At 57.4% G+C, this 19873-nt stretch carries 14 protein-coding genes and 1 tRNA gene; 13 read left to right on the top strand and 2 right to left on the bottom strand.

From position 1 onward, the window contains the following. Nucleotides 1-202 precede the first annotated feature (202 nt). Together C8275_RS00005 and C8275_RS00010 are read right to left on the bottom strand one after the other, a co-directional pair. Nucleotides 203-895 (bottom strand): FKBP-type peptidyl-prolyl cis-trans isomerase, encoded by a 693-nt coding sequence (locus tag C8275_RS00005; RefSeq protein WP_106483610.1) that lies wholly within the window; start codon nt 893-895, stop codon nt 203-205. A 10-nt stretch (nt 896-905) separates the two neighbouring features. Further along, nucleotides 906-2450, bottom strand: coding sequence for a glycine--tRNA ligase (locus C8275_RS00010; protein WP_022383832.1), 1545 nt, complete (start codon nt 2448-2450; stop codon nt 906-908). A gap of 474 nt (nt 2451-2924) precedes the next feature. Between C8275_RS00010 and C8275_RS00015 the strand changes: the two genes are divergently transcribed. The 13 genes from C8275_RS00015 (at nt 2925) to C8275_RS00075 (ending at nt 19743) form a co-directional block, all read left to right on the top strand. Continuing rightward, nucleotides 2925-3557, top strand: coding sequence for a TetR/AcrR family transcriptional regulator (locus C8275_RS00015; protein WP_106483611.1), 633 nt, complete (start codon nt 2925-2927; stop codon nt 3555-3557). Then, complete coding sequence (locus C8275_RS00020; protein ID WP_106483612.1) at nt 3554-4846, top strand: TolC family protein; 1293 nt, start codon at nt 3554-3556, stop codon at nt 4844-4846. Before C8275_RS00015 ends, C8275_RS00020 begins: the two co-directional genes overlap by 4 nt. Further along, nucleotides 4843-5730, top strand: a complete 888-nt coding sequence (locus C8275_RS00025; protein WP_106483613.1) for an HlyD family secretion protein — start codon at nt 4843-4845, stop codon at nt 5728-5730. The genes C8275_RS00020 and C8275_RS00025 overlap by 4 nt, the downstream gene beginning before the upstream one ends. After that, nucleotides 5727-6641, top strand: a complete 915-nt coding sequence (locus C8275_RS00030; protein ID WP_106483614.1) for an ABC transporter ATP-binding protein — start codon at nt 5727-5729, stop codon at nt 6639-6641. Before C8275_RS00025 ends, C8275_RS00030 begins: the two co-directional genes overlap by 4 nt. Then, nucleotides 6631-7374, top strand: coding sequence for an ABC transporter ATP-binding protein (locus C8275_RS00035; RefSeq protein ID WP_106483615.1), 744 nt, complete (start codon nt 6631-6633; stop codon nt 7372-7374). Before C8275_RS00030 ends, C8275_RS00035 begins: the two co-directional genes overlap by 11 nt. A gap of 44 nt (nt 7375-7418) precedes the next feature. Continuing rightward, nucleotides 7419-8465 carry an ABC transporter permease gene (locus C8275_RS00040; protein WP_106483616.1) on the top strand — a complete coding sequence of 349 codons (1047 nt, stop codon included), beginning with the start codon at nt 7419-7421 and terminating at the stop codon, nt 8463-8465. Nucleotides 8466-8472: 7 nt separating this feature from the next. After that, complete coding sequence (locus C8275_RS00045; protein WP_234395668.1) at nt 8473-9585, top strand: ABC transporter permease; 1113 nt, start codon at nt 8473-8475, stop codon at nt 9583-9585. Between the two features lie 902 nt (nt 9586-10487). Then, nucleotides 10488-11192 carry a hypothetical protein gene (locus tag C8275_RS00050; protein WP_106483617.1) on the top strand — a complete coding sequence of 235 codons (705 nt, stop codon included), beginning with the start codon at nt 10488-10490 and terminating at the stop codon, nt 11190-11192. Between the two features lie 203 nt (nt 11193-11395). Next, a complete protein-coding gene (locus tag C8275_RS00055; RefSeq protein ID WP_106483618.1) occupies nt 11396-14050 on the top strand; it encodes a DNA gyrase/topoisomerase IV subunit A in 2655 nt (884 codons plus the stop codon). A 2-nt stretch (nt 14051-14052) separates the two neighbouring features. Continuing rightward, nucleotides 14053-14895, top strand: a complete 843-nt coding sequence (locus tag C8275_RS00060) for a DUF3316 domain-containing protein (RefSeq protein WP_106483619.1) — start codon at nt 14053-14055, stop codon at nt 14893-14895. Nucleotides 14896-14907: 12 nt separating this feature from the next. After that, a complete protein-coding gene (locus tag C8275_RS00065) occupies nt 14908-15936 on the top strand; it encodes a S41 family peptidase (RefSeq protein ID WP_106483620.1) in 1029 nt (342 codons plus the stop codon). A 53-nt stretch (nt 15937-15989) separates the two neighbouring features. After that, nucleotides 15990-16071: transfer RNA gene (locus C8275_RS00070), tRNA-Leu, on the top strand. A 168-nt stretch (nt 16072-16239) separates the two neighbouring features. After that, a complete protein-coding gene (locus C8275_RS00075; protein ID WP_106483621.1) occupies nt 16240-19743 on the top strand; it encodes an SNF2-related protein in 3504 nt (1167 codons plus the stop codon). The last annotated feature ends 130 nt before the right edge of the window (nt 19744-19873 follow it).

A 19873-nucleotide genomic window follows, 5' to 3' on the forward strand; every position in this document is an offset into this window, starting at 1 on the left:
TGCCGACGGCTTCCTTCAGATTTCACCTCGCGATGAACACCCTTGCCTGGGGCTATGTAATTCCCGCTATTAGGGCTTACTCGGGACTTGCACCCGTTAGACAACACTCATGCCGAGCGTACTAAAATGACGTCCCGGCTGTTCTGTTCCAACAACCGGGACGTCAAATGCGATCAGTACGCTATCTATATACTCAGAAAAGTCAATTCATCCACACCGGCTTTTCCTCCCCTGCACTCCAGATACCGCACAGGGCGATGTCAAACACAAGCACCGAGTGGGCGGGGATGTTGTCGCGGTCGGTGGTGCCATACCCCAAGGCTGCGGGAATATAGACCAACCAACGGTCGCCCTTGTATTGCCAGTCGGACAGGCGACGGTCGCCTTCGTACATCTCCTGCAAGGCTGTGGTAAAACCGGTGACCAGTCCACTTACGGCGAACGTGGAGGGAGTGGTAATCTCATAGTCCAAGTCGGAAGTGAACGTTCCGTCGAAACGCTCGCCATTGATAAGGGTACCCTTGTAGTGCACGTACACCGAGTCGGTATACAGCACGGAGCGGCAGTCAGACGCCCCCAAGGCCGCATCGGCAAGTTTCCGGGCGTCCTGTAATACCTTCACGTAGATATAGTCATCCACCTCACCTTCCGCCACGGGAACATTGACGCCCGTGGAGCCGGTGCCCGAAGTATAATCCTGCAAATAGGAGCGGAAGATCTTCCATTCTCCCGAAGCCTCATGGGCATGCGCCACATCGGCAATGGAGTCCAGAAAATGTTCGTTGCGCACTTTCCAGTCGGCGTACGGGTCAGCCTCCTTGGTCTCATCGCAGGATGTCAATGCTCCCATACTCAACAACAGCAGCCCAATCAGCAGAAACAAACTTTTCTTCATAGATTCATCCTTAAATCAGTGTCTTCAACAGACTGGTTATACTTACCTTGTCGGCGATGATGCCGTTCAGCTCTGCAATGGGCACACGCTCCTGCTGCATCGTGTCGCGGTCACGCAGCGTCACGCAGTTGTCTTCCAGCGTCTGATGGTCGACGGTGATGCAATAGGGGGTACCGATGGCATCCTGACGGCGGTAACGCTTGCCGATGGAGTCCTTCTCGTCGTACTGGCAGTTGAAGTGGAAGCGCAGGTCGCTGATGATTTCGCGCGCCTTCTCAGGCAGACCGTCTTTCTTCACCAGGGGGAGCACCGCCAACTTCACGGGAGCGAGTGCGGCAGGCAGTTTCAGCACGACGCGGGTCTCACCGTTCTCCAGGGCCTCTTCCTTGTAGGAAGCACACATCACACTCAGGAACATGCGGTCTACACCGATGGAAGTCTCGATGACGTACGGGGTATAGGACTCGTTCAGCTCGGGGTCGAAGTACTTGATGCTCTTGCCGCTGTACTTCTCATGCTGGGACAGGTCGAAGTTGGTACGCGAATGGATACCCTCCACCTCCTTGAAGCCGAAGGGCATCTTGAACTCGATGTCCGTAGCGGCATTGGCGTAGTGGGCCAGCTTCTCGTGGTCGTGGTAACGGTAGTGGTCTTCGCCGAAGCCCAGTGCCTCGTGCCATTTCAGACGGGTCTCCTTCCACTTCTTGAACCACTCCAGCTCGGTGCCGGGGCGAACGAAGAACTGCATCTCCATCTGCTCGAACTCGCGCATGCGGAAGATGAACTGACGTGCCACAATCTCGTTACGGAAGGCCTTGCCGATCTGGGCAATGCCGAAGGGCACTTTCATGCGGCCGGTCTTCTGCACATTGAGGAAGTTCACGAAGATGCCCTGCGCCGTCTCGGGGCGGAGGTACACTTTCATGGCACCGTCAGCCGTCGAGCCCATTTCGGTGGCGAACATCAGGTTGAACTGACGCACCTCGGTCCAGTTCTTGGTACCGGAGATGGGGCAGACGATTTCCTCATCGAGGATAATCTGGCGCAACTCGTTCAGGTCGTTGGCGTTCATTGCCTTCGAATAGCGTTCGTGCAAGGCGTCGCGCTTTGCCTGGTGTTCGAGCACGCGTGCGTTGGTGCTGCGGAACTGAGCCTCGTCAAAGGCGTCACCGAAACGCTTGGCTGCCTTTGCCACTTCCTTGTTTATCTTCTCGTCGTATTTGGCTATTTGGTCTTCAATCAGGACATCCGCCCGGTAGCGCTTCTTCGAGTCGCGGTTGTCTATCAACGGGTCGTTGAAGGCATCCACGTGACCCGAGGCCTTCCAGATGGTAGGATGCATGAAGATGGCCGAGTCGATGCCCACAATGTTCTCGTGGAGCAGCACCATGCTCTGCCACCAATATTGCTTGATGTTGTTTTTCAACTCTACACCCATCTGACCGTAGTCGTACACTGCGCCCAGACCGTCATAGATGTCGCTTGACGGAAATACGAAACCGTACTCCTTGCAGTGCGACACGATCTTCTTGAATACATCTTCTTGTTGTGCCATTGTATTTAAATCTTTTTCTTTGCCCGTATGCTCGGTGGGCAAGCTGGCCTCTACATAAGGTCCGGACTTGCCGCCCCTTCGTATGGAAGGAAGTGCAAAGTAAATGATTTTTTTCGTATCCGTCCGTATCTCCTTGCCAGTCTTATTATTCTTTCACACTAGAATGGCAGTAAATAAGGGCTTTTCGTTACAATCTCACACATCGGGACCGTACCGGATGACAACTGCGAAACGACTTCCGGCTCCTGCTTGCACCGCTGCCCAAGGGGCGGCGGAATGCTATATATAATAAGGTATAGGAGGACGGAGTTCCCTCCACCGGCATGCCTCCCGGTCCGTCCGATATTAAAATTCCCTAAAAAGGGCAATGCCGGCTGATTTTCAGGCGGACGTCCTTTTGCCGGTTGGAGAAAAGCGATACATTTGCATTAACAACATTGTTAGTCACTTCAGTTAAACCAATCTGACAGCACCATGCAGACAACAGACAGACACACGGAAGACACTGAGACCAAAATCCTTAAGGCTGCCGAGAGGGAGTTCCTGGAAAAGGGCTACGGAGGAGCGAGGACCACATCCATCGCCGAGGCCGCCGGCGTCACGCACGCCATGCTTCACTACTATTTCCGTACGAAGGACAAGCTTTTCGAACGGATTGTCACCGAGAAGATGGGACTGCTGAGCGAAATCATGCTGAGCGCCATCGAGGAGAGCGACCTGCCCCTGCCTGACAAGATACGGCAGGGGGTGGAGCGGCACTTCGACTTCCTCACGGCAAACCCGGACCTGCCGCGCTTCATCGTGAACGAAATCTACAGCCGTCCGGAACGTATCAAACTGATGACGGGGGAGCTGCAGCCGACTGCCACCCGGGTGCTGCACAACTTGCAGACGGAAATCGACCGTTGTGCGGCACAGGGACTTTGCCGACGGGTGGACGCACGGATGCTGCTCGTCGACATCGTGTCTCTCAATGTATTCCTGTTCATCGCCACCCCAATCCTGCAGGGGGCGCTGGGAGGTCTCTTCGGGAGCAGGGAGGAATTTTTCCGGATGCGCAGGGAGGAGAATGTACGGACCATACTGACTAAACTGGGAATCGAATGAATACGCTCAGACATTACTGGCTCCTGGCACTGATGTGCTGCACCGCCATACACCTCGCGGCGCAGGAGCTGACCCTGGAGGAATGTGTCGGACGGGCGCAGGCGAACTACCCGCTCATCCGCAAGTACGACATCCTGGAACGGACGACCGCGGTCAACCTCTCGGACATCCGCAAGGGCTGGCTGCCGCAGCTGTCGGTCTACGGACAGGGCACCGTGCAGAACGAGACGCCTTCCTTCCCGGACGCGCTCGCAGGGATGCTCCGACAGAACGGGATGAACCTGGAGGGACTGGACAACTGGCAGTACAAGGTCGGCGCGGACCTCAGCCAGACCGTGTGGGACGGCGGGGCGTCCCGGTCGCAACGGAACGTCGAACGGGCACGCGAGGCGGAGCGGCGGACGTCGGTGGACGTGCAGCTCCATGCCGTCCGGCAACGGGTGGAGGACCTCTTCTTCGGCATCCTGCTCGTGGAGGAACAGGTGCGTCAGACGGAAGCCACCCTGTCGCTGCTCCGGAGCAACCTGGAGCGGCTGAGGGTGATGCACCGCAACGGCACCGCCATGCAGTGTGACGTCGACAGGATGGAAGCGCAATGTCTCGTCTCCCGGCAACAGCTGACGCAGGCGGAGAGCACGGCGGCAACCTTCCGCAGACTGCTCGGACTCTTCGTCGGGGAGCCGCTGGAGGGACGGACGCTGGCGCTCCCGGACGCGGAGCTTCCCACGGACCTGACGCCGGCACGCCCCGAGCTGAAGCTGTTCGACGCACGGTTGCTCACCAACGAGGCGCGGCAGGCGGACGTCACGGCGGGCGTCATGCCCCGTGTCGGACTGTTCGCCCAGGCGTACTACGGCTATCCGGGATTCAACTACTTCGAGAGCATGATGCAGCACGACCTCTCGCTCAACCTGCTGGCAGGCGTAAGAGTCTCCTGGAACATCGGGGCGCTCTACACGAAGCGGAACGCCCGGCAACGGCTGCGCCTCTCGTCCGCCGACATCGCTGCCGAGCGGGATGCCTTCCTCTTCAACAACCGGCTGGAGGTGCGGGAACAGCTCGACCGCATCGACGAGCTGAAGAGGGTCATGGAGGACGACAGCCGCATCGTCGAACTGCGCACCAACGTGCGGCGGGCTGCCGAGTCACAACTGACGAACGGGGTCATCGACACCACCGACCTGCTGGGCAAGCTGACCGACGAGAACCGGGCACGGCTCGACGCGTCCTACCACCGCATCCAGCTGCTGCAACACATTTACCAACTTAAACACACCGTGAACCAATGAAACAGACTGCCTTTCTCCTTGCTGTCGCCTGCCTGGCGGGTGCCTGCGGGAACGACCGGGACTATGATGCCACGGGCATCTTCGAAGCCAACACCGTGACCGTCTCCGCCGAGACGGCGGGGAAGATTCTCCGCCTCGACCTCGACGAGGGCGACAGCCTCACCATGGGACAATCCGTCGGCATCGTCGACACCACTCAGCTCGCCCTCCGGCGGAAACAGCTGCAAAGCCGGCAACGGGCCGCCGAACAGACCTCGCCCGACATCGCCGCACAGGCGGCAGCCCTGCGTGCACAGATTGCACACCAGCAGGAGGAGTGCGCCCGCATCGGACGGCTGCTGGCGGACGGAGCGGCGACCGGGAAACAGGCGGACGATGCACGCGCCCGGCTGAACGTCCTGCGCGGACAGCTCGATGCCCTCCTCTCCACCCTCGGCAAGAACCGCAGCTCCATCAGCGAGAATGCGTCCGCCTTGCAGTATGAACGGGAGGAGGTCGAGGAACAGCTGCGGAAGAGCCGCATCACCGCCCCGCTCACGGGGACAGTCCTGCTCAAGTATGCCGAAGCGGGGGAATATGCCACGCCGGGGCGTCCGCTGTTCAAGATGGCGGACCTCGACAAGGTCTACTTCCGCTGCTACTTCACCGCCGCCCAGCTCGCCCACCTCAGGTTGGGACAGGAGGTGACCGTCATCGCGGACTTCGGCGGGGACGAACAGTACGAATACCCGGGACGTGTCACCTGGATTGCGCAGGAGAGCGAGTTCACGCCCAAGGCCATCCAGACCCGCGACTCCCGGGCGAACCTGGTGTATGCCGTCAAGGTAGCCGTGAAGAACGACGGACGGCTGAAGCTCGGACAATACGGGGAAGTGCGCCTATGAACAGCCTCATCGACATCCGCGGACTCACCAAGGACTACGGACGGACCACCGCCCTCCGCGAGGTGACCTTCTCCGTCCCCGAGGGGAGCATCTTCGGGCTCATCGGACCCGACGGAGCCGGGAAGACCACCCTCTACCGCATCCTTGCCACCCTGCTCACCCCCGACCGGGGTACGGCGACCGTCGCCGGACTGGACGTAGCCCGTGAGTTCAGACAGCTGCGCACGCTCATCGGCTACATGCCCGAACGCTTCTCACTCTACCCCGACCTGACCGTCGACGAGAACCTGCACTTCTTCGCCTCGCTCTTCGGCGTGAAGGTCAGGGACCACTTCGACCTCATTGCCCCGATATTCAGCCAGCTCGCCCGCTTCCCCAACCGCAGGGCAGGAGCCTTGTCCGGCGGCATGAAGCAGAAGCTGGCACTGAGCTGCGCCCTCATCCACCGTCCGCGCATCCTGCTGCTCGACGAGCCCACCACCGGGGTGGACGCCGTGTCGCGCAGCGAGTTCTGGGGGATGCTCGCCACCCTGAGGGAGAAGGGCATCACCATCCTCGTCTCGACCTCCTACATGGACGAGGCAGCGCGTTGCGACCGGATTGCCCTGCTCCACCGGGGACGCATCCTCGGCATCGACACGCCCACGCGCCTCACCGCCCGGCTCGGGGACCCGCTCTACGCCGCTTCCGCCGGGGAGATGTACCCACTCCTGCTTGCCCTGCGCGGCATGCCGGACGTGAAGGACTGCTACACCTTCGGGGCGACACTCCACGTGGTCGCCGACGAAGGGTTCGACCCGGACGGGACGGAGACCGCCCTCCGCCGGCAGGGACTGGCGGACGTCCGCATCCGTCCGGTGGAAGCCACCATCGAAGACCTGTTCATCAAACTTGCACAACATGAAGACTAGCGAAAACGTCATCTCCGTCCGCCACCTCACGAAGCGGTTTGGCGACTTCACCGCCGTCGACGACCTCAGCCTCGACGTCCGGAAGGGGGAAATCTTCGGCTTCCTGGGCGCCAACGGAGCCGGCAAGACCACCGCCATGCGCATGCTCTGCGGACTCAGCCGCCCCACGTCGGGCAGCGGCACGGTCGCCGGGTTCGACATCGTCCGCCAACCGGAGGACATCAAGCGGCACATCGGCTACATGAGCCAGAAGTTCTCACTCTACGGGCAGCTCACCGTCCGCGAGAACCTCACCCTCTTCGCCACCATCTACGGCATGCCGGCATCCGACATCCGACGGAAGGCCGACGAAGCCTGCCGCGCCCTGGGCATGGACGGCGTCCGCGACCGCCCCGTCAGAGACCTGCCCCTCGGCTGGAAGCAGCGGCTCGCCTTCACCGCCGCCACCCTGCACACCCCGGACATCGTCTTCCTCGACGAGCCGACGGGCGGAGTCGACCCTGCCACCCGCCGGAAGTTCTGGGAGATGATTTACCGGGCTTCGTCCGAGGGTATGACCCTCTTCGTGACGACCCACTACCTCGACGAGGCGGAGTACTGCCACCGCGTGTCCATCATGGTCGACGGACGCATCCGGGCGCTCGACAGTCCTGCCGGGCTCAAGCAGCAGTTCCGCGCCGCGACCATGGACGAGGTGTTCCGCATCGTGGCACAGGATGCCCGTCGCACGTAAGCCCGTCCCCGTTCACCGATTGCCAACAACCAAACAGCCAAGCCATGTCCATCTTCCGCTCACTCATCCGGAAAGAGGTGCTCCACCTCCTGCGCGACCCGCGCACGGTCACCGTCGTGCTCGTCATGCCCGTCGTCCTGCTGCTGCTCTTCGGCTTCGCCATCTCGACCGAAGTCAACGGCGTCCGGCTCCTCGCCGTCGTCGGTCAGCACACCGACGAGACCCACCGCCTGCTCGAACGCTTCCGCTCCAACCCCTGTTTCACGCTCGAAGGCATCGTCGCCCCACACGAGGCGGACGACCTGCTGCGGCAGGGGAAGGCGGACGCCGTCCTCGTCCTCCGCACCGACGGCGGACAGCTCACCCATCAGGTCATCACCGACGCCTCGAACACCAACCTGGCGCAGACCGCCACCGCCTACATCGAGAGCGTCGCATCCGGCGAGTCCTCCTCGCCCATCGTCCTCCATACGCTCTACAATCCGCAGCTCAAGAGCGCCTACCAGTTCGTACCCGGCATCATGGGGATGATATTCATCCTCATCTGCTCCATGATGACCTCCGTGTCCATCGTCAGCGAGCGGGAGTCGAGCACCATGGACCTGCTGCTCGTGTCGCCCGTCCGTCCGCGGACCATCATCCTGGGCAAGCTCGTCCCCTACTTCCTGCTCTCGTGCCTGCTCCTCGGACTGATGCTCACCCTGAGCTACACCGTCCTCGGGCTTCCGTTCTCACCGAGCGCACTGCACGTCGTCTGGCTGAGCCTCCTCTACATCATCCTCGCCCTCGGACTGGGGATGCTCGTCTCCACGCTCGTCTCGACCCAGGTGGCGGCACTCCTCGTGTCGGGCATGCTGTTCATGGTGCCTGTCATCATGCTCTCGGGCATGATTTTCCCCGTCGAGAACATGCCGGTGGCGCTGCAGGGCGTGTCCTGCCTCATCCCGGCACGCTGGTACATCTCCGCCCTGCGCGTACTGATGATCCAGCAGCTGCCCGTCCGCCACATACTGCCCCAGACCGCCGTCCTCGCCCTCATGACGCTCGTCGTCCTGACGCTGGCTGCCAAGAAGTTCAACCTACGAAAATGACCCGCCCATGCAGACTCGAATCCTACGCATCCTCCTCAAGAAGGAACTCACACTGATGCTGCGCAACCCGCTCATCCCCCGCCTCATCGTGGCCATGCCGCTGCTCGTCATGCTCGTCATCCCCCTGGTGGCGGACCTCGACGTGAAGGACGTCGGCGTGGCGGTGGTCGACCGTGACCACAGCCTCCTGTCACGCCGCCTGGTGGCGGACATGGACGCCTCGGCATCCCTCACCGTGACGGCAGTCTGCGACACCTACGACGAGGCACTCCGCCACATCGAGCGAGGCGACGCGGACGTCGTGCTGACCATCCCCTCCGGCTACTTCCGCGACCTCAGCGGGGGCAAGTCTCCCCACCTCGACCTGAGTGCCAACGGGGTCAATGCCACCAAGGGCATCCTCGGCGCCCAGTACGCATCCCGTTCGCTCCTGCAGACGCTCACACGGTGGTCGGCGGAAGAAGGGACGGCTCTCCCCGAAGCTGCGACCGCCAGCGTCCTCAACCGCTACAACCCGACGCTCAACTTCCGCAACTACATGATACCCGCTCTCATGGTGGTGCTGCTCATCCTCATCTGCGGCTTCCTGCCCGCGCTGAACCTCGTGAGCGAGAAGGAGAGCGGGACCATCGAGGCGATGAACGTCACCCCCGTGGGGCGGTTCACCTTCGTCCTCTCCAAGCTCATCCCGTTCTGGGCGATCGGCCTGCTCGTCGTCACGGTCGGGATGCTCGTCGGCTGGCTGGTCTACGGACTCGTCCCTGCGGGGCACATCGCGTACATCTACCTTGCCGCCATCCTGTTCACCCTCGTCATGTCGGGGCTTGGCGTGAGCATCGCCAACCGTTCGTCGACCCTTCTGCAAAGCATCTTCGTCATGTTCGCTTTCATCGTCATCTTCCAGCTGATGGGCGGTCTGTTCACCCCCATCGCCTCCATGCCCCGTTGGGCACAGGTCCTCACCTACGCCATTCCCCCACGCTACTTCATCGAAATCATGCGTGCGGTCTACCTGAAGGGCGCCGGCATCGCCGACCTGTGGCAGCAATACGCCGCCCTCGCCGCCTTCGCTCTCCTGTTCTGCCTCGTCGCCGCGAAAACATACCGGAAGAGAGAATGAAGCAATTGACAAGGGACAATGGACTAGGAACAATTGCCTTTCGGCATGAGGTTGTTTCCACCCGACCATGAATGTAGGGGCGACATAACACAATTGACAATTGACAATGGACAATTGACAATTACCTTGCGGCGTGGGGAATGTGACTGCAAGGCGATAATTGTCCATTGTCAATTATCAATTGTTAATTGAATATGTTGGACCGGGCGACCAGACCGGTCGCCCCTACACCGTGGGTATTTCCCTATTGTCACAATGACACCGTTTTCCCGGTTTTAACATCACATTTTCCCGATTTGCCGTTTTTAGCTAACGCACAAATCCGCAAATTCGTCCCTTCTGGAAAATCGCGCGTTAAATATTTTAAGAAAGGCCCGTCAGAACGTGCCTAAATAAACGTAAGTTTACACAAATACATCCTTTCTAACATGAAAAGAGCATCCGCCTCCCCCCTTTTTACGGTCAAAAGCACCTGTGACTGGCTTCGTACGGACGCGTCCGCACCACCGTACCGACGTGTCCGCACGCTCGTAGTCGTTCGTCCGTACGAAAACAGGCACCTGTCCCCATTTTTTAGCGACCGAAGGGGCACGATTTCCGATGTGTGAAATTGCGTCCTTCCGTATGAAAAGACCGACGGAAGGGAATAAATACGGAGAAGAATACGGCAAAAGGGAAGGGAACAGTCGGAAAAACCGTCCATGTGCATTTCACGAATCGCCCGAGAAGCCCCTTCCCGGTCACCAACTCGTATTTTGCCGCAACGAAGGCCCTTCACGGACGGTTCGTTTGACGTTTTGACAGAATGACAATCGGGGGTGATTGGATTAAAAAATCTTATCGGCCGGGGTCACCCTTGCACAATCACTTGCCACCACTTATTTTTACGCCCAAAAAAGAATATGAAACGTTGTGTGCTTCAGGCTCTCACGCAGAGCCTTTCTCGCCCCCTCCTCGCCCTCGCAGTGTTGGGACTCCCCCTCCTCCCCGTCCGTGCCACCACCGGGAACGAAGATGACATACCACACCACCGCATCGACCTGACAGGCAACATCCTGACAGCAGACCTCTGGCAGGTCGGAGTGGGTTATCACTGGATGGCGCTGCCCTACGTCGGTGTCGGCGGTTCCGTCGGTTTCTGGGGAGCGTTGCACATGGAAGGTACCCCACGCGGCAAAGGGTGGACAGTCACCGACGACCCTGAGTCCCCCACCAACCTCTACCTCCGTCCGTCGGTCTTCCTCGTGTCCCCGCCCCTCCTGCGGACACACTTCACGAACTTCCATCTCACCGGAGAAGCCGGACTGCTGCTGAACATCCCCTACGAACGGGTAGACATCACACGCTACGACAGGGTACCGGGCATCCCGACCGACTATGACCACATCAGCAGCCACAAGGGGCGCATCCATGCCTTCGAGCTGCGCGTGGGCGTCTCCTCCGGCATCGACGACGGACTGACCCTCTCCGTCGGCTACCAGCTCTCCACCCTCGACCCCTACGCCATGCGGCGGGACCTCTCCTACGAAGGGGTGCGGTTCGACACGTTCTACCCCAAGGCGCGTGTCCTGCACGGTGCCTACCTCTCGCTCTCGATTTACCTGTAAGCCCTCCCGATGCGGTGTCCGCTTCTTTCTCCAACGGAAGAGGCGTCCCGTCACCCCGTCTGCCGCTTTCTTCCCGACATGCCCTGCGCCCGTCGGGATGCTAATATTCCTTCATTTTCCCGAAAAGACGGACGAAAAAGCAAGGGATTCCGCGACAAATTGACTATTTTTGCGCAATATACATGAACAGTGGAACAACAGCTATGAGCGATAACATCCAAGACACAGAGACACCAACCAACGAACATTCGGACTATCGGCCTGCCGACACACGCGATGACAACGTGCGCCACCAACTGAGCGGCATGTACCAGAACTGGTTTCTGGACTATGCCTCCTACGTGATTCTGGAACGTGCCGTGCCGCACGTGAACGACGGACTGAAGCCCGTGCAGCGCCGTATCCTCCACTCCATGAAGCGGCTCGACGACGGACGCTACAACAAGGTGGCAAACATCGTGGGACATACGATGCAGTTCCACCCGCACGGCGACGCCTCCATCGGCGACGCCCTGGTGCAGCTGGGTCAGAAGGAGCTCCTTATCGACCATCAGGGAAACTGGGGAAACATCCTCACGGGCGACGATGCAGCGGCTCCGCGTTACATAGAGGCACGCCTGTCGAAGTTCGCCCTCGACGTGGTGTTCAACCCGAAGACGACGGAATGGAAGCTGTCCTACGACGGACGCAACCGCGAGCCCATCACGCTCCCGGTGAAGTTCCCGTTGCTGCTGGCGCAGGGTGTGGAAGGTATCGCCGTGGGACTCTCGTCGAAGATACTGCCCCACAACTTCAATGAGCTGTGCGACGCCGCCATCGCCTACCTGCACGGCCAGCCGTTCCACCTCTATCCGGACTTCCAGACGGGCGGTTCCATCGACGTGTCGCGGTACAACGACGGCGAACGGGGCGGCAGCGTGAAAGTCCGTGCGAAAATCAACAAGCTGGACAACAAGACGCTCGTCATCACGGAGATTCCCTATGGCAAGACCACTTCGACCCTGATAGACTCCATCCTCAAGGCAGTGGAGAAGGGCAAAATCAAGATACGGAAGGTGGAGGACAACACGGCGGCACATGCCGAGATACTTGTCCACCTGGCACCGGGCGTGTCGTCGGACAAGACGCTCGACGCGCTCTATGCCTGCACTGACTGCGAGGTGAACATCTCGCCCAACTGCTGCGTCATCGACGACAAGAAGCCCCACTTCCTCAGCGTGAGCGACGTGCTGCGCAAGTCGGTGGACAACACCCTCAACCTGCTGCGGCGCGAACTGGAGATACGCAAGGGAGAGCTGCAGGAAAGCCTGCACTTCGCCTCCCTCGAGAAGATATTCATCGAGGAGCGCATCTACAAGGACCGTCCGTTCGAACAGGCGGAGGACATGGATGCCGCCTGCGCACACATCGACAAGCGTCTGACTCCCTTCTACCCGCAGTTCATCCGCGAAGTGACAAAGGACGACATCCTCCGCCTGATGGAAATAAAGATGGGACGCATCCTCAAGTTCAACAGCGACAAGGCGGACGAGGCCATCGCACGCATGAACGAGGAGATAGCCGAAATAGACAAGGAACTGGGCAACATGGTCGAGGTCACCTCGCGCTGGTTCCGGATGCTCAAGCAGAAGTACGGCAAGGACCATCCCCGCCTCACCGAAATACGCAGCTTCGACACCATCGAGGCTACCAAGGTGGTGGAGGCGAACGAGAAGCTGTACATCAACCGCGACGAGGGCTTCATAGGCACGAGTCTGAAGAAGGATGAGTTCGTGGCGAACTGCTCGGACATCGACGACGTCATCCTCTTCTACAGCACGGGCAAGTACAAGATTGTCCGCGTCCCCGACAAGATGTTCGTGGGGACGGACCTCATACACATCGATATCTTCAAGAAGAACGACAAGCGCACCATCTACAACGTGGTCTACCGGGACGGTGCCCAAGGCGACTACATGATCAAGCGCTTCTTCATCACCGGCATCATACGCGACCGCGAATATGACTGCACCTACGGCAAACCGGACTCGAAAGTGGTTTACTTCACGGTCAACCCGAACGGGGAGGCAGAGGTCATCAAGGTCACGCTGAAGCCTGTCCCCCGCCTGCGACGCATCACCTTCGAACGCGACTTCGCCGAGGTCCCCATCCGTGCGCGTGGTGCCCGCGGCAATCTGCTGACGCGGAACGAGATTCACAAGATTGCGCTGAAGCAGCGTGGCGGTTCGACGTTGGGCGGACGGAAGGTGTGGTTCGACACCGACGTGCAACGCCTGAACTACGACGGACGCGGCAAGTACCTGGGAGAGTTCCAGAACGACGACCAGATTCTCGTGGTGCTCAAGAACGGCGACTTCTACACGACGGACTTCGACGAGAACAACCACTTCGAGCGTAACCTGAGCTTCCTCGAGAAGTTCGACCCGACGAAGGTGTGGACGCTCGCCCTCTTCGACCACTCCCAGAAGGGACACCTCTACCTGAAACGCTTCGTCTTCGAGAGCACGGCACGTCACCTGAACTACATGGGCGACAACAAGCGCAACGAACAGGTACTCCTCACCGACGAGTGTTATCCGCACCTGCAGGTGGTCTTCGGGGGCGAAGACAGCTTCCGCGAACCGCTCGACATCGAGGCGGAAGAGTTCGTCGCCCAGAAAGGCTTCCGTGCAAAAGGCAAGCGGGTGACCTCCTACCAGGTCGCCGCCGTCAATGAGCTGGAGCCGACACGCAAGCCCGAGCCCAAGCCTGAACCGGAAAAGAAGGAAGAGCCCGAGCCTGTGAACGAGGACCCCGACGCACACAAGAGTGACAGCGACATCATCGACGAAATCACCGGTCAAATGAAACTGTTCTAGCCATGAGACGTAGTATCCTGCTCCTCGCCATCCTCTTCACCTGGGCGGTCTCCGCGCTGAGTCAAGAGAACAACAGCCTCCCCATCAACCACTTCGTGACACGCTCCACGCTGGTGGGCGTCGGTTACACACAGATACTGGACACCTACCTGTCCCCCGCCGAATATGCGGGCATCGAAGGACGCTTCCTGCACGAACGCATGCGCATGACCAAGCTGTTCGGCGGACGTGTCTCCACCCAAAGCATGGTGCAGAGCAACCTCGCCTACACCGAGAATCGGTCCGGCTCCGGCAGCGAGTTCGCCGGGATGGTGAACTGGACCTACGGACTGCACTACCACTTCCCGATAAACGGGAACCTGCGTATCCTCGTGGGCGGACTGGGCGACGGAAACCTGGGCTTCATCTACAACACGCGCAACTCCAACAACCCGGCACAGGCCAAGGCATACATCAACCTCACTGCCTCGGCGATGGCGTTCTACAAGTTCCGCATCGGACAACGACCCTTCTCCGTACGTTACCAGGTGAACGTCCCCTTCATAGGGGCGATGTTCTCCCCGGGTTACCAACAGTCGTACTACGAAATCTTCACCCTGGGCAACCACGACAAGGTGGTACGGTTCACCTCCCTGCATAACCAGCCGTCGATGCGTCAGCTGCTCACCCTCGACATCCCGGTTGGAGGGACGACCCTCCGCGTGGGCTATCTGGGCGACTACCAGCAGTCGAAGGTGAACAACATCCGCTGCCACACATACTCCCACGCCTTCATGGTGGGCTTCGTGAAGAACTTCTATCTCATCAAACACAAAGACCCGTTGCGCAAGCAACTGCCGTTCTAATCCTCCTGCAACATGAAACATTCACATGGACTTTTTCATACCTTATTCTATCTGCTGACTCTCGGACTGTTCTCGTGTATTGACGCCGAAACGTACAACGACAGCCCACGGGGCAACTTCGAGGCATTGTGGCACACCATCGACGAGCAGTACTGCTTCCTGGACTACAAGGCACAGGAGTACGGGCTTGACTGGGACGAAGTGCACGAACGTTACAGCCGCGATATCGTCGACAACATGACGGACAAGGACCTGTTCAATGTGTTCGACCGGATGCTTGCCGAACTGCGCGACGGACACGTCAATCTCTACACGGGCTTCGATGTGGCACGTTACTGGGACTGGTACGAGGACTACCCGAAGAACTTCAGCGACAGCATTCAGCGCATTTACCTCGGCAAGGACTACCACATCGCCTCGGGACTGAAGTACAAGGTGCTCGACGACAACATCGGCTACATCTACTACGAGAGCTTCAGCGATGCCGTGGGCAACGGCAACCTGAGCGACATGTTGCAGGAGCTCGCCATCTGCAAGGGGCTCATCATCGACGTACGCAACAACTCCGGCGGACAGCTGACCAACGCCGACCGCATTGCCGCCCGCTTTACCAACAAGAAGGTATTGACCGGCTACATCTGCCACAAGACCGGTCCGGGGCACAGCGACTTCTCCGAACCTTATCCGGTCTACCTGGAGCCATCGGGCAGCGTGCGCTGGCAGAAGCCCGTCTGTGTGCTGACAAACAGAAGCTCCTACAGCGCCACCAACGACTTTGTCAACACCATGAAGCAACTGGAGAACATCACCATCGTGGGCGACCGCACGGGAGGAGGCTCCGGTCTCCCCTTCTCCTCGGAACTTCCCAACGGGTGGTCCATCCGTTTCTCTGCCAGCCCCATGTACGACCCGCAGATGAACCACCTGGAGTTCGGCATCGATCCGGATGTGCAGGTGGACATGAGTGCCGATGACATGCGGCGCGGCAAAGACACGATAATCGAGACCGCACGCCGCATTTTGAATGAAAAGGCTTTGTGATAAAGAAAAATCCGTTTATCTTTGCACCGCTAAATAAGGTAATATGCCTTCCTGCGCTTGTGGCGTAATTGGTAGCCGCGCCAGACTTAGGATCTGGTGTCTTACGACGTGTAGGTTCGAGTCCTATCAAGCGCACTTCATAAAAACGCCGAGTAGATATTCATTAACTACTCGGCGTTTTTTATTGGCAGGAGCTTTACCTTTTTTGACACAATCGATGGAATGACCTACTACCTAACCATCAATAACAGGCTGAGAGACGAAGAATATTGATAAAAACCATAAGACCTAAAATAAGAACCCATGGCACGAAATTTTGGAAAAACCTGGTGGGGAGAACAGTGGCTGGGTGCATTGACGCACATCGACTACGCCAACCGTATTCCACGCGGGGCTTCGTATGCACGCAAAGGAGCTGTAACAAAGCTTGCAATCAATAAAAATAAAGGAGAAATCAAAGCGACTGTCCAAGGAACACGCAAATACAAGGTCCTCCTATCCCTTCCTCCTTGTTCTCCTACGAAAGTGAAACAACTGATTAACAAGATACTTTCCCAACCCATGATCCTTTCACGCCTGTTGAATCGTGAGCTGGACCCAGCATTGTTGCAGATAGCTCAATCGATTCATCTCAATCTGTTTCCCCGGACGTGGAATGACCTTAAAATGAGTTGTAGCTGTCCGGACTGGGCTGTGCCGTGCAAGCACATTGCTGCAGCCATCTATAAGGTGAGCCAGGAAATCGATAACAATCCTTTCCTGATCTTCGAATTGCATGGGGTCGATTTACTACAAGAGATACGAGACAGAGGCATTCGTCTGGATACGAAAGAGCTCCTGTCTCCCGTGGAATGGCACACATTGGTGCATCCGGATAAAGAGAGAGAAAGGACTTCAGTGCCCGAAAGATTCACGCCAGATATGTCCAACCTCCCTCCGATGGGAAAATTGCAATGCAAACTATTGCAACCGTCCCCTGCATTTTATGACGCTGGAGATTTCCTGTCCATTTACCAGAAGGGCACGGAACGGTGCAGCCGGTTAGCAGCAAAACTCCAGAGGTACGGAGTTCAGGCACTACCTCCCGAAGCTTACCAACAGGAAACGATATACCCATCCACAAAGTTACAAGTTCGTTTCAATGACCACGACCAGCCCTCCGCCCAGTTGTCAGACAATGCTATGGATGAGTCCCGAACCATATCTTTCTCTACACTGTTTGCCTCGCTGCTGAGCCTGAATCCTGATGACCTGGGTCGCTATCAACCCGAAGTGGAGCTACTCTATCAGGTAGCCCAGTGGGCACTGGGACTGTGGACTATGGGAGCCGTGGTTCCCCAAATAGTAAGCCTGCGGGAACAGAGCTATGTCGTCCGCTGGCTACCTACGCCACTGAACGAATATGTCTCCCGATGCTCGACCGAGCTTGACCGCGTACTGCCTGCAGGTCTAGTTGAGTATCAAGAAGGCGACCAAGCCCTGCCAGTGGAACATCCTGAACAGTGGCTGACATCGTTCTTCTTGAAACAAGTGCAGACATGGGCTGCTCCCACCACTTTGATTCATCCAGTCAGCAACCTGTTCTTCGGGACAGGACCTGTATCATTCTCACAAATCGGAGAGAAGAACATTCCTGGTGGTATAAAAGCATGGACAGATTGCCTTTTCATGGGGAATCAACGTTTCCGCCCGCTTCTCCAAGTCGATGAGACCTCACACGGATTTGCTTTGTCCATCCAGGTAACGGATACTTCCTCTCAACAGTCCTTGCCAATCCCGCTATCCGTTATACTGTCAGACAAACAGTACGAAACCAGCCGCTATGAGATTCTGAAAGATTTATCCGTCTTGACCAAGAAGATTCCCAAGCTTACGGCTTACATGAATGAAGGGGCGACAGAACCTGTATTTCTCTCCATGCAGGATATCGTTCCTTTCCTTTTTGAAACAGTCCCCTTCATACAGCTCTTACAGGCTAAAGTCCTCCTTCCCCAATCCATGAAGCATCTGATACGGCCCAAAGTGTCGGTGCAGTTGTCAAAACGCGCTACGGACAGCCGAGCATTTATCCGATTGGATGACCTGCTGACTTTCCACTGGCAGATAGCCTTGGGTGATGATTGCCTGCCGCCTTCAGAGTTTGAGAAGTTGTTAGGCAATGCTTCAGGCCTTATCCGCTATAAAAAGCAATACATCTATGTCGATGCCAATGATTTGGCACGTATCCGGAAGACAGTCAACGAAAGCAAACCGCTGTCCACCGCACAGATGCTACAGGTAGCTCTGTCGGGCGAGTATGATTCCGCACCCGTCTTACTGACCCCTGAAGTGAAACAGCTGATTCAAGGATTAAGGGAACAGCGCGAAATAGCCCTTCCGGACAATCTGCATGCAACACTTCGCCCTTACCAACAGCGAGGATACGAGTGGATGTACCGCAACCTCCAACTGGGCTTTGGCTCCATAATAGCTGATGACATGGGATTGGGGAAGACCTTGCAAGTAATCACATTGCTGTTGAAATTAAAGCAGGAAGGTGCACTTGTACAGAAAAAGGCCCTGGTAGTGGCTCCTACTGGATTGCTCACCAACTGGCAACAGGAAATCAAGCGTTTCGCTCCTTCATTGTCGGTCATGATGTATCACGGAGGAAAACGTTCTGTTGACACATTCACTGCTGATATCCTATTGACATCCTATGGCGTGCTACGCTCGGATTCCGCCCTCATAAAGAAAGAGCGATGGGAAATCATGGTCATTGACGAAGCGCAAAACATCAAGAATCACACGGCAGCCCAAAGCAAGGCAGTACGCAGCATTCCTGCAACTACCTACATTGCCATGAGTGGCACACCCGTCGAGAATCGGTTATCGGAATTTTGGACACTGATGGACTTTGTAAATCATGGCTATCTGGGGACAGAGAAACAATTTAGTTCACAATATGCACAGCCCATCCAGTGCCATGGTGATCAGCAGGTCTGTGAACGATTCAAGAAAGTGACGGCTCCCTTCATCATGCGACGGTTGAAAACCGACAAATCCATCATCAGCGACTTGCCTGACAAGATAGAACATGATGAATATATCCTACTGACACCCGGCCAGGCAGCACTCTACCAACAGACCTTGGAAGAGGCCATGAAAGGCATAGAAGACATCAAGGAGGGAGAAGACACCCAGGCAATGTTCAAACGACAGGGATTGATCCTCCAAATGATTATGGCCCTGAAGCAGATTTGTAACCACCCCACTCAGTTCTTAAAAGATGACAACAGAAAGGCAGAACTTTCAGGCAAGACGATGTGGCTCCTCGATTGGGTACAGAGTATTGTGGAGAGTCATGAGAAGGTGCTCATCTTCACCCAATTCAAAGAAATGGGAGATCTGTTGTCGACTTTCATACAAGAGCGCTTGGGACAAGCCCCGATGTTCTATCACGGCGGTTGCACCATCAAACAACGCAACTCGATGGTGACTCGTTTCCAAAACGACCGCACCGAACAGGTATTCATCCTTTCACTCAAAGCGGCAGGGACTGGCCTAAATCTGACAGCTGCCACTCACGTCATCCATTATGATTTGTGGTGGAACCCGGCTGTAGAGGCACAAGCTACAGACCGTGCCTACCGCATTGGGCAACATAAGAATGTACAGGTACATCGCTTGATAACCCGAAATACTTTTGAGGAAAAAATAAGCCGGATGATTCAGGAGAAACGGCATCTCGCCGAATGGACTGTAACCTCCGGTGAGAACTGGATAGGCAAACTTTCCAACCAAGAACTACGTGAGCTCTTCGGATAATCCCCAATCGGTCATTAAGAACTTTGAGCGGTTCGATGGCCTATTCAGATTAAAAAAAGGCTGCCCCGAACGAACGGGACAGCCTTTCTGTCTTCAAATATATTACTGTAAATCGTGAGTTTTCACAAAC

The organism is Bacteroides sp. Marseille-P3684 (assembly GCF_900291465.1).
In the GTDB taxonomy this organism is placed as follows: Bacteria; Bacteroidota; Bacteroidia; order Bacteroidales; family Bacteroidaceae; genus Phocaeicola_A.

Bases quoted from the DNA above. Each gene is read 5' to 3' on its own strand.
- C8275_RS00050 (WP_106483617.1), top strand. From the start codon at position 10,488: ATGAAACGTTGTGTGCTTCAGGCTCTCACGCAGAGCCTTTCTCGCCCC.
- C8275_RS00030 (WP_106483614.1), top strand. From the start codon at position 5,727: ATGAACAGCCTCATCGACATCCGCGGACTCACCAAGGACTACGGACGG.
- C8275_RS00040 (WP_106483616.1), top strand. From the start codon at position 7,419: ATGTCCATCTTCCGCTCACTCATCCGGAAAGAGGTGCTCCACCTCCTG.
- C8275_RS00025 (WP_106483613.1), top strand. From the start codon at position 4,843: ATGAAACAGACTGCCTTTCTCCTTGCTGTCGCCTGCCTGGCGGGTGCC.
- C8275_RS00055 (WP_106483618.1), top strand. From the start codon at position 11,396: ATGAGCGATAACATCCAAGACACAGAGACACCAACCAACGAACATTCG.
- C8275_RS00035 (WP_106483615.1), top strand. From the start codon at position 6,631: ATGAAGACTAGCGAAAACGTCATCTCCGTCCGCCACCTCACGAAGCGG.
- C8275_RS00060 (WP_106483619.1), top strand. From the start codon at position 14,053: ATGAGACGTAGTATCCTGCTCCTCGCCATCCTCTTCACCTGGGCGGTC.
- C8275_RS00005 (WP_106483610.1), bottom strand. From the start codon at position 895: ATGAAGAAAAGTTTGTTTCTGCTGATTGGGCTGCTGTTGTTGAGTATG.
- C8275_RS00075 (WP_106483621.1), top strand. From the start codon at position 16,240: ATGGCACGAAATTTTGGAAAAACCTGGTGGGGAGAACAGTGGCTGGGT.
- C8275_RS00065 (WP_106483620.1), top strand. From the start codon at position 14,908: ATGAAACATTCACATGGACTTTTTCATACCTTATTCTATCTGCTGACT.
- C8275_RS00020 (WP_106483612.1), top strand. From the start codon at position 3,554: ATGAATACGCTCAGACATTACTGGCTCCTGGCACTGATGTGCTGCACC.
- C8275_RS00010 (WP_022383832.1), bottom strand. From the start codon at position 2,450: ATGGCACAACAAGAAGATGTATTCAAGAAGATCGTGTCGCACTGCAAG.
- C8275_RS00045 (WP_234395668.1), top strand. From the start codon at position 8,473: ATGCAGACTCGAATCCTACGCATCCTCCTCAAGAAGGAACTCACACTG.
- C8275_RS00015 (WP_106483611.1), top strand. From the start codon at position 2,925: ATGCAGACAACAGACAGACACACGGAAGACACTGAGACCAAAATCCTT.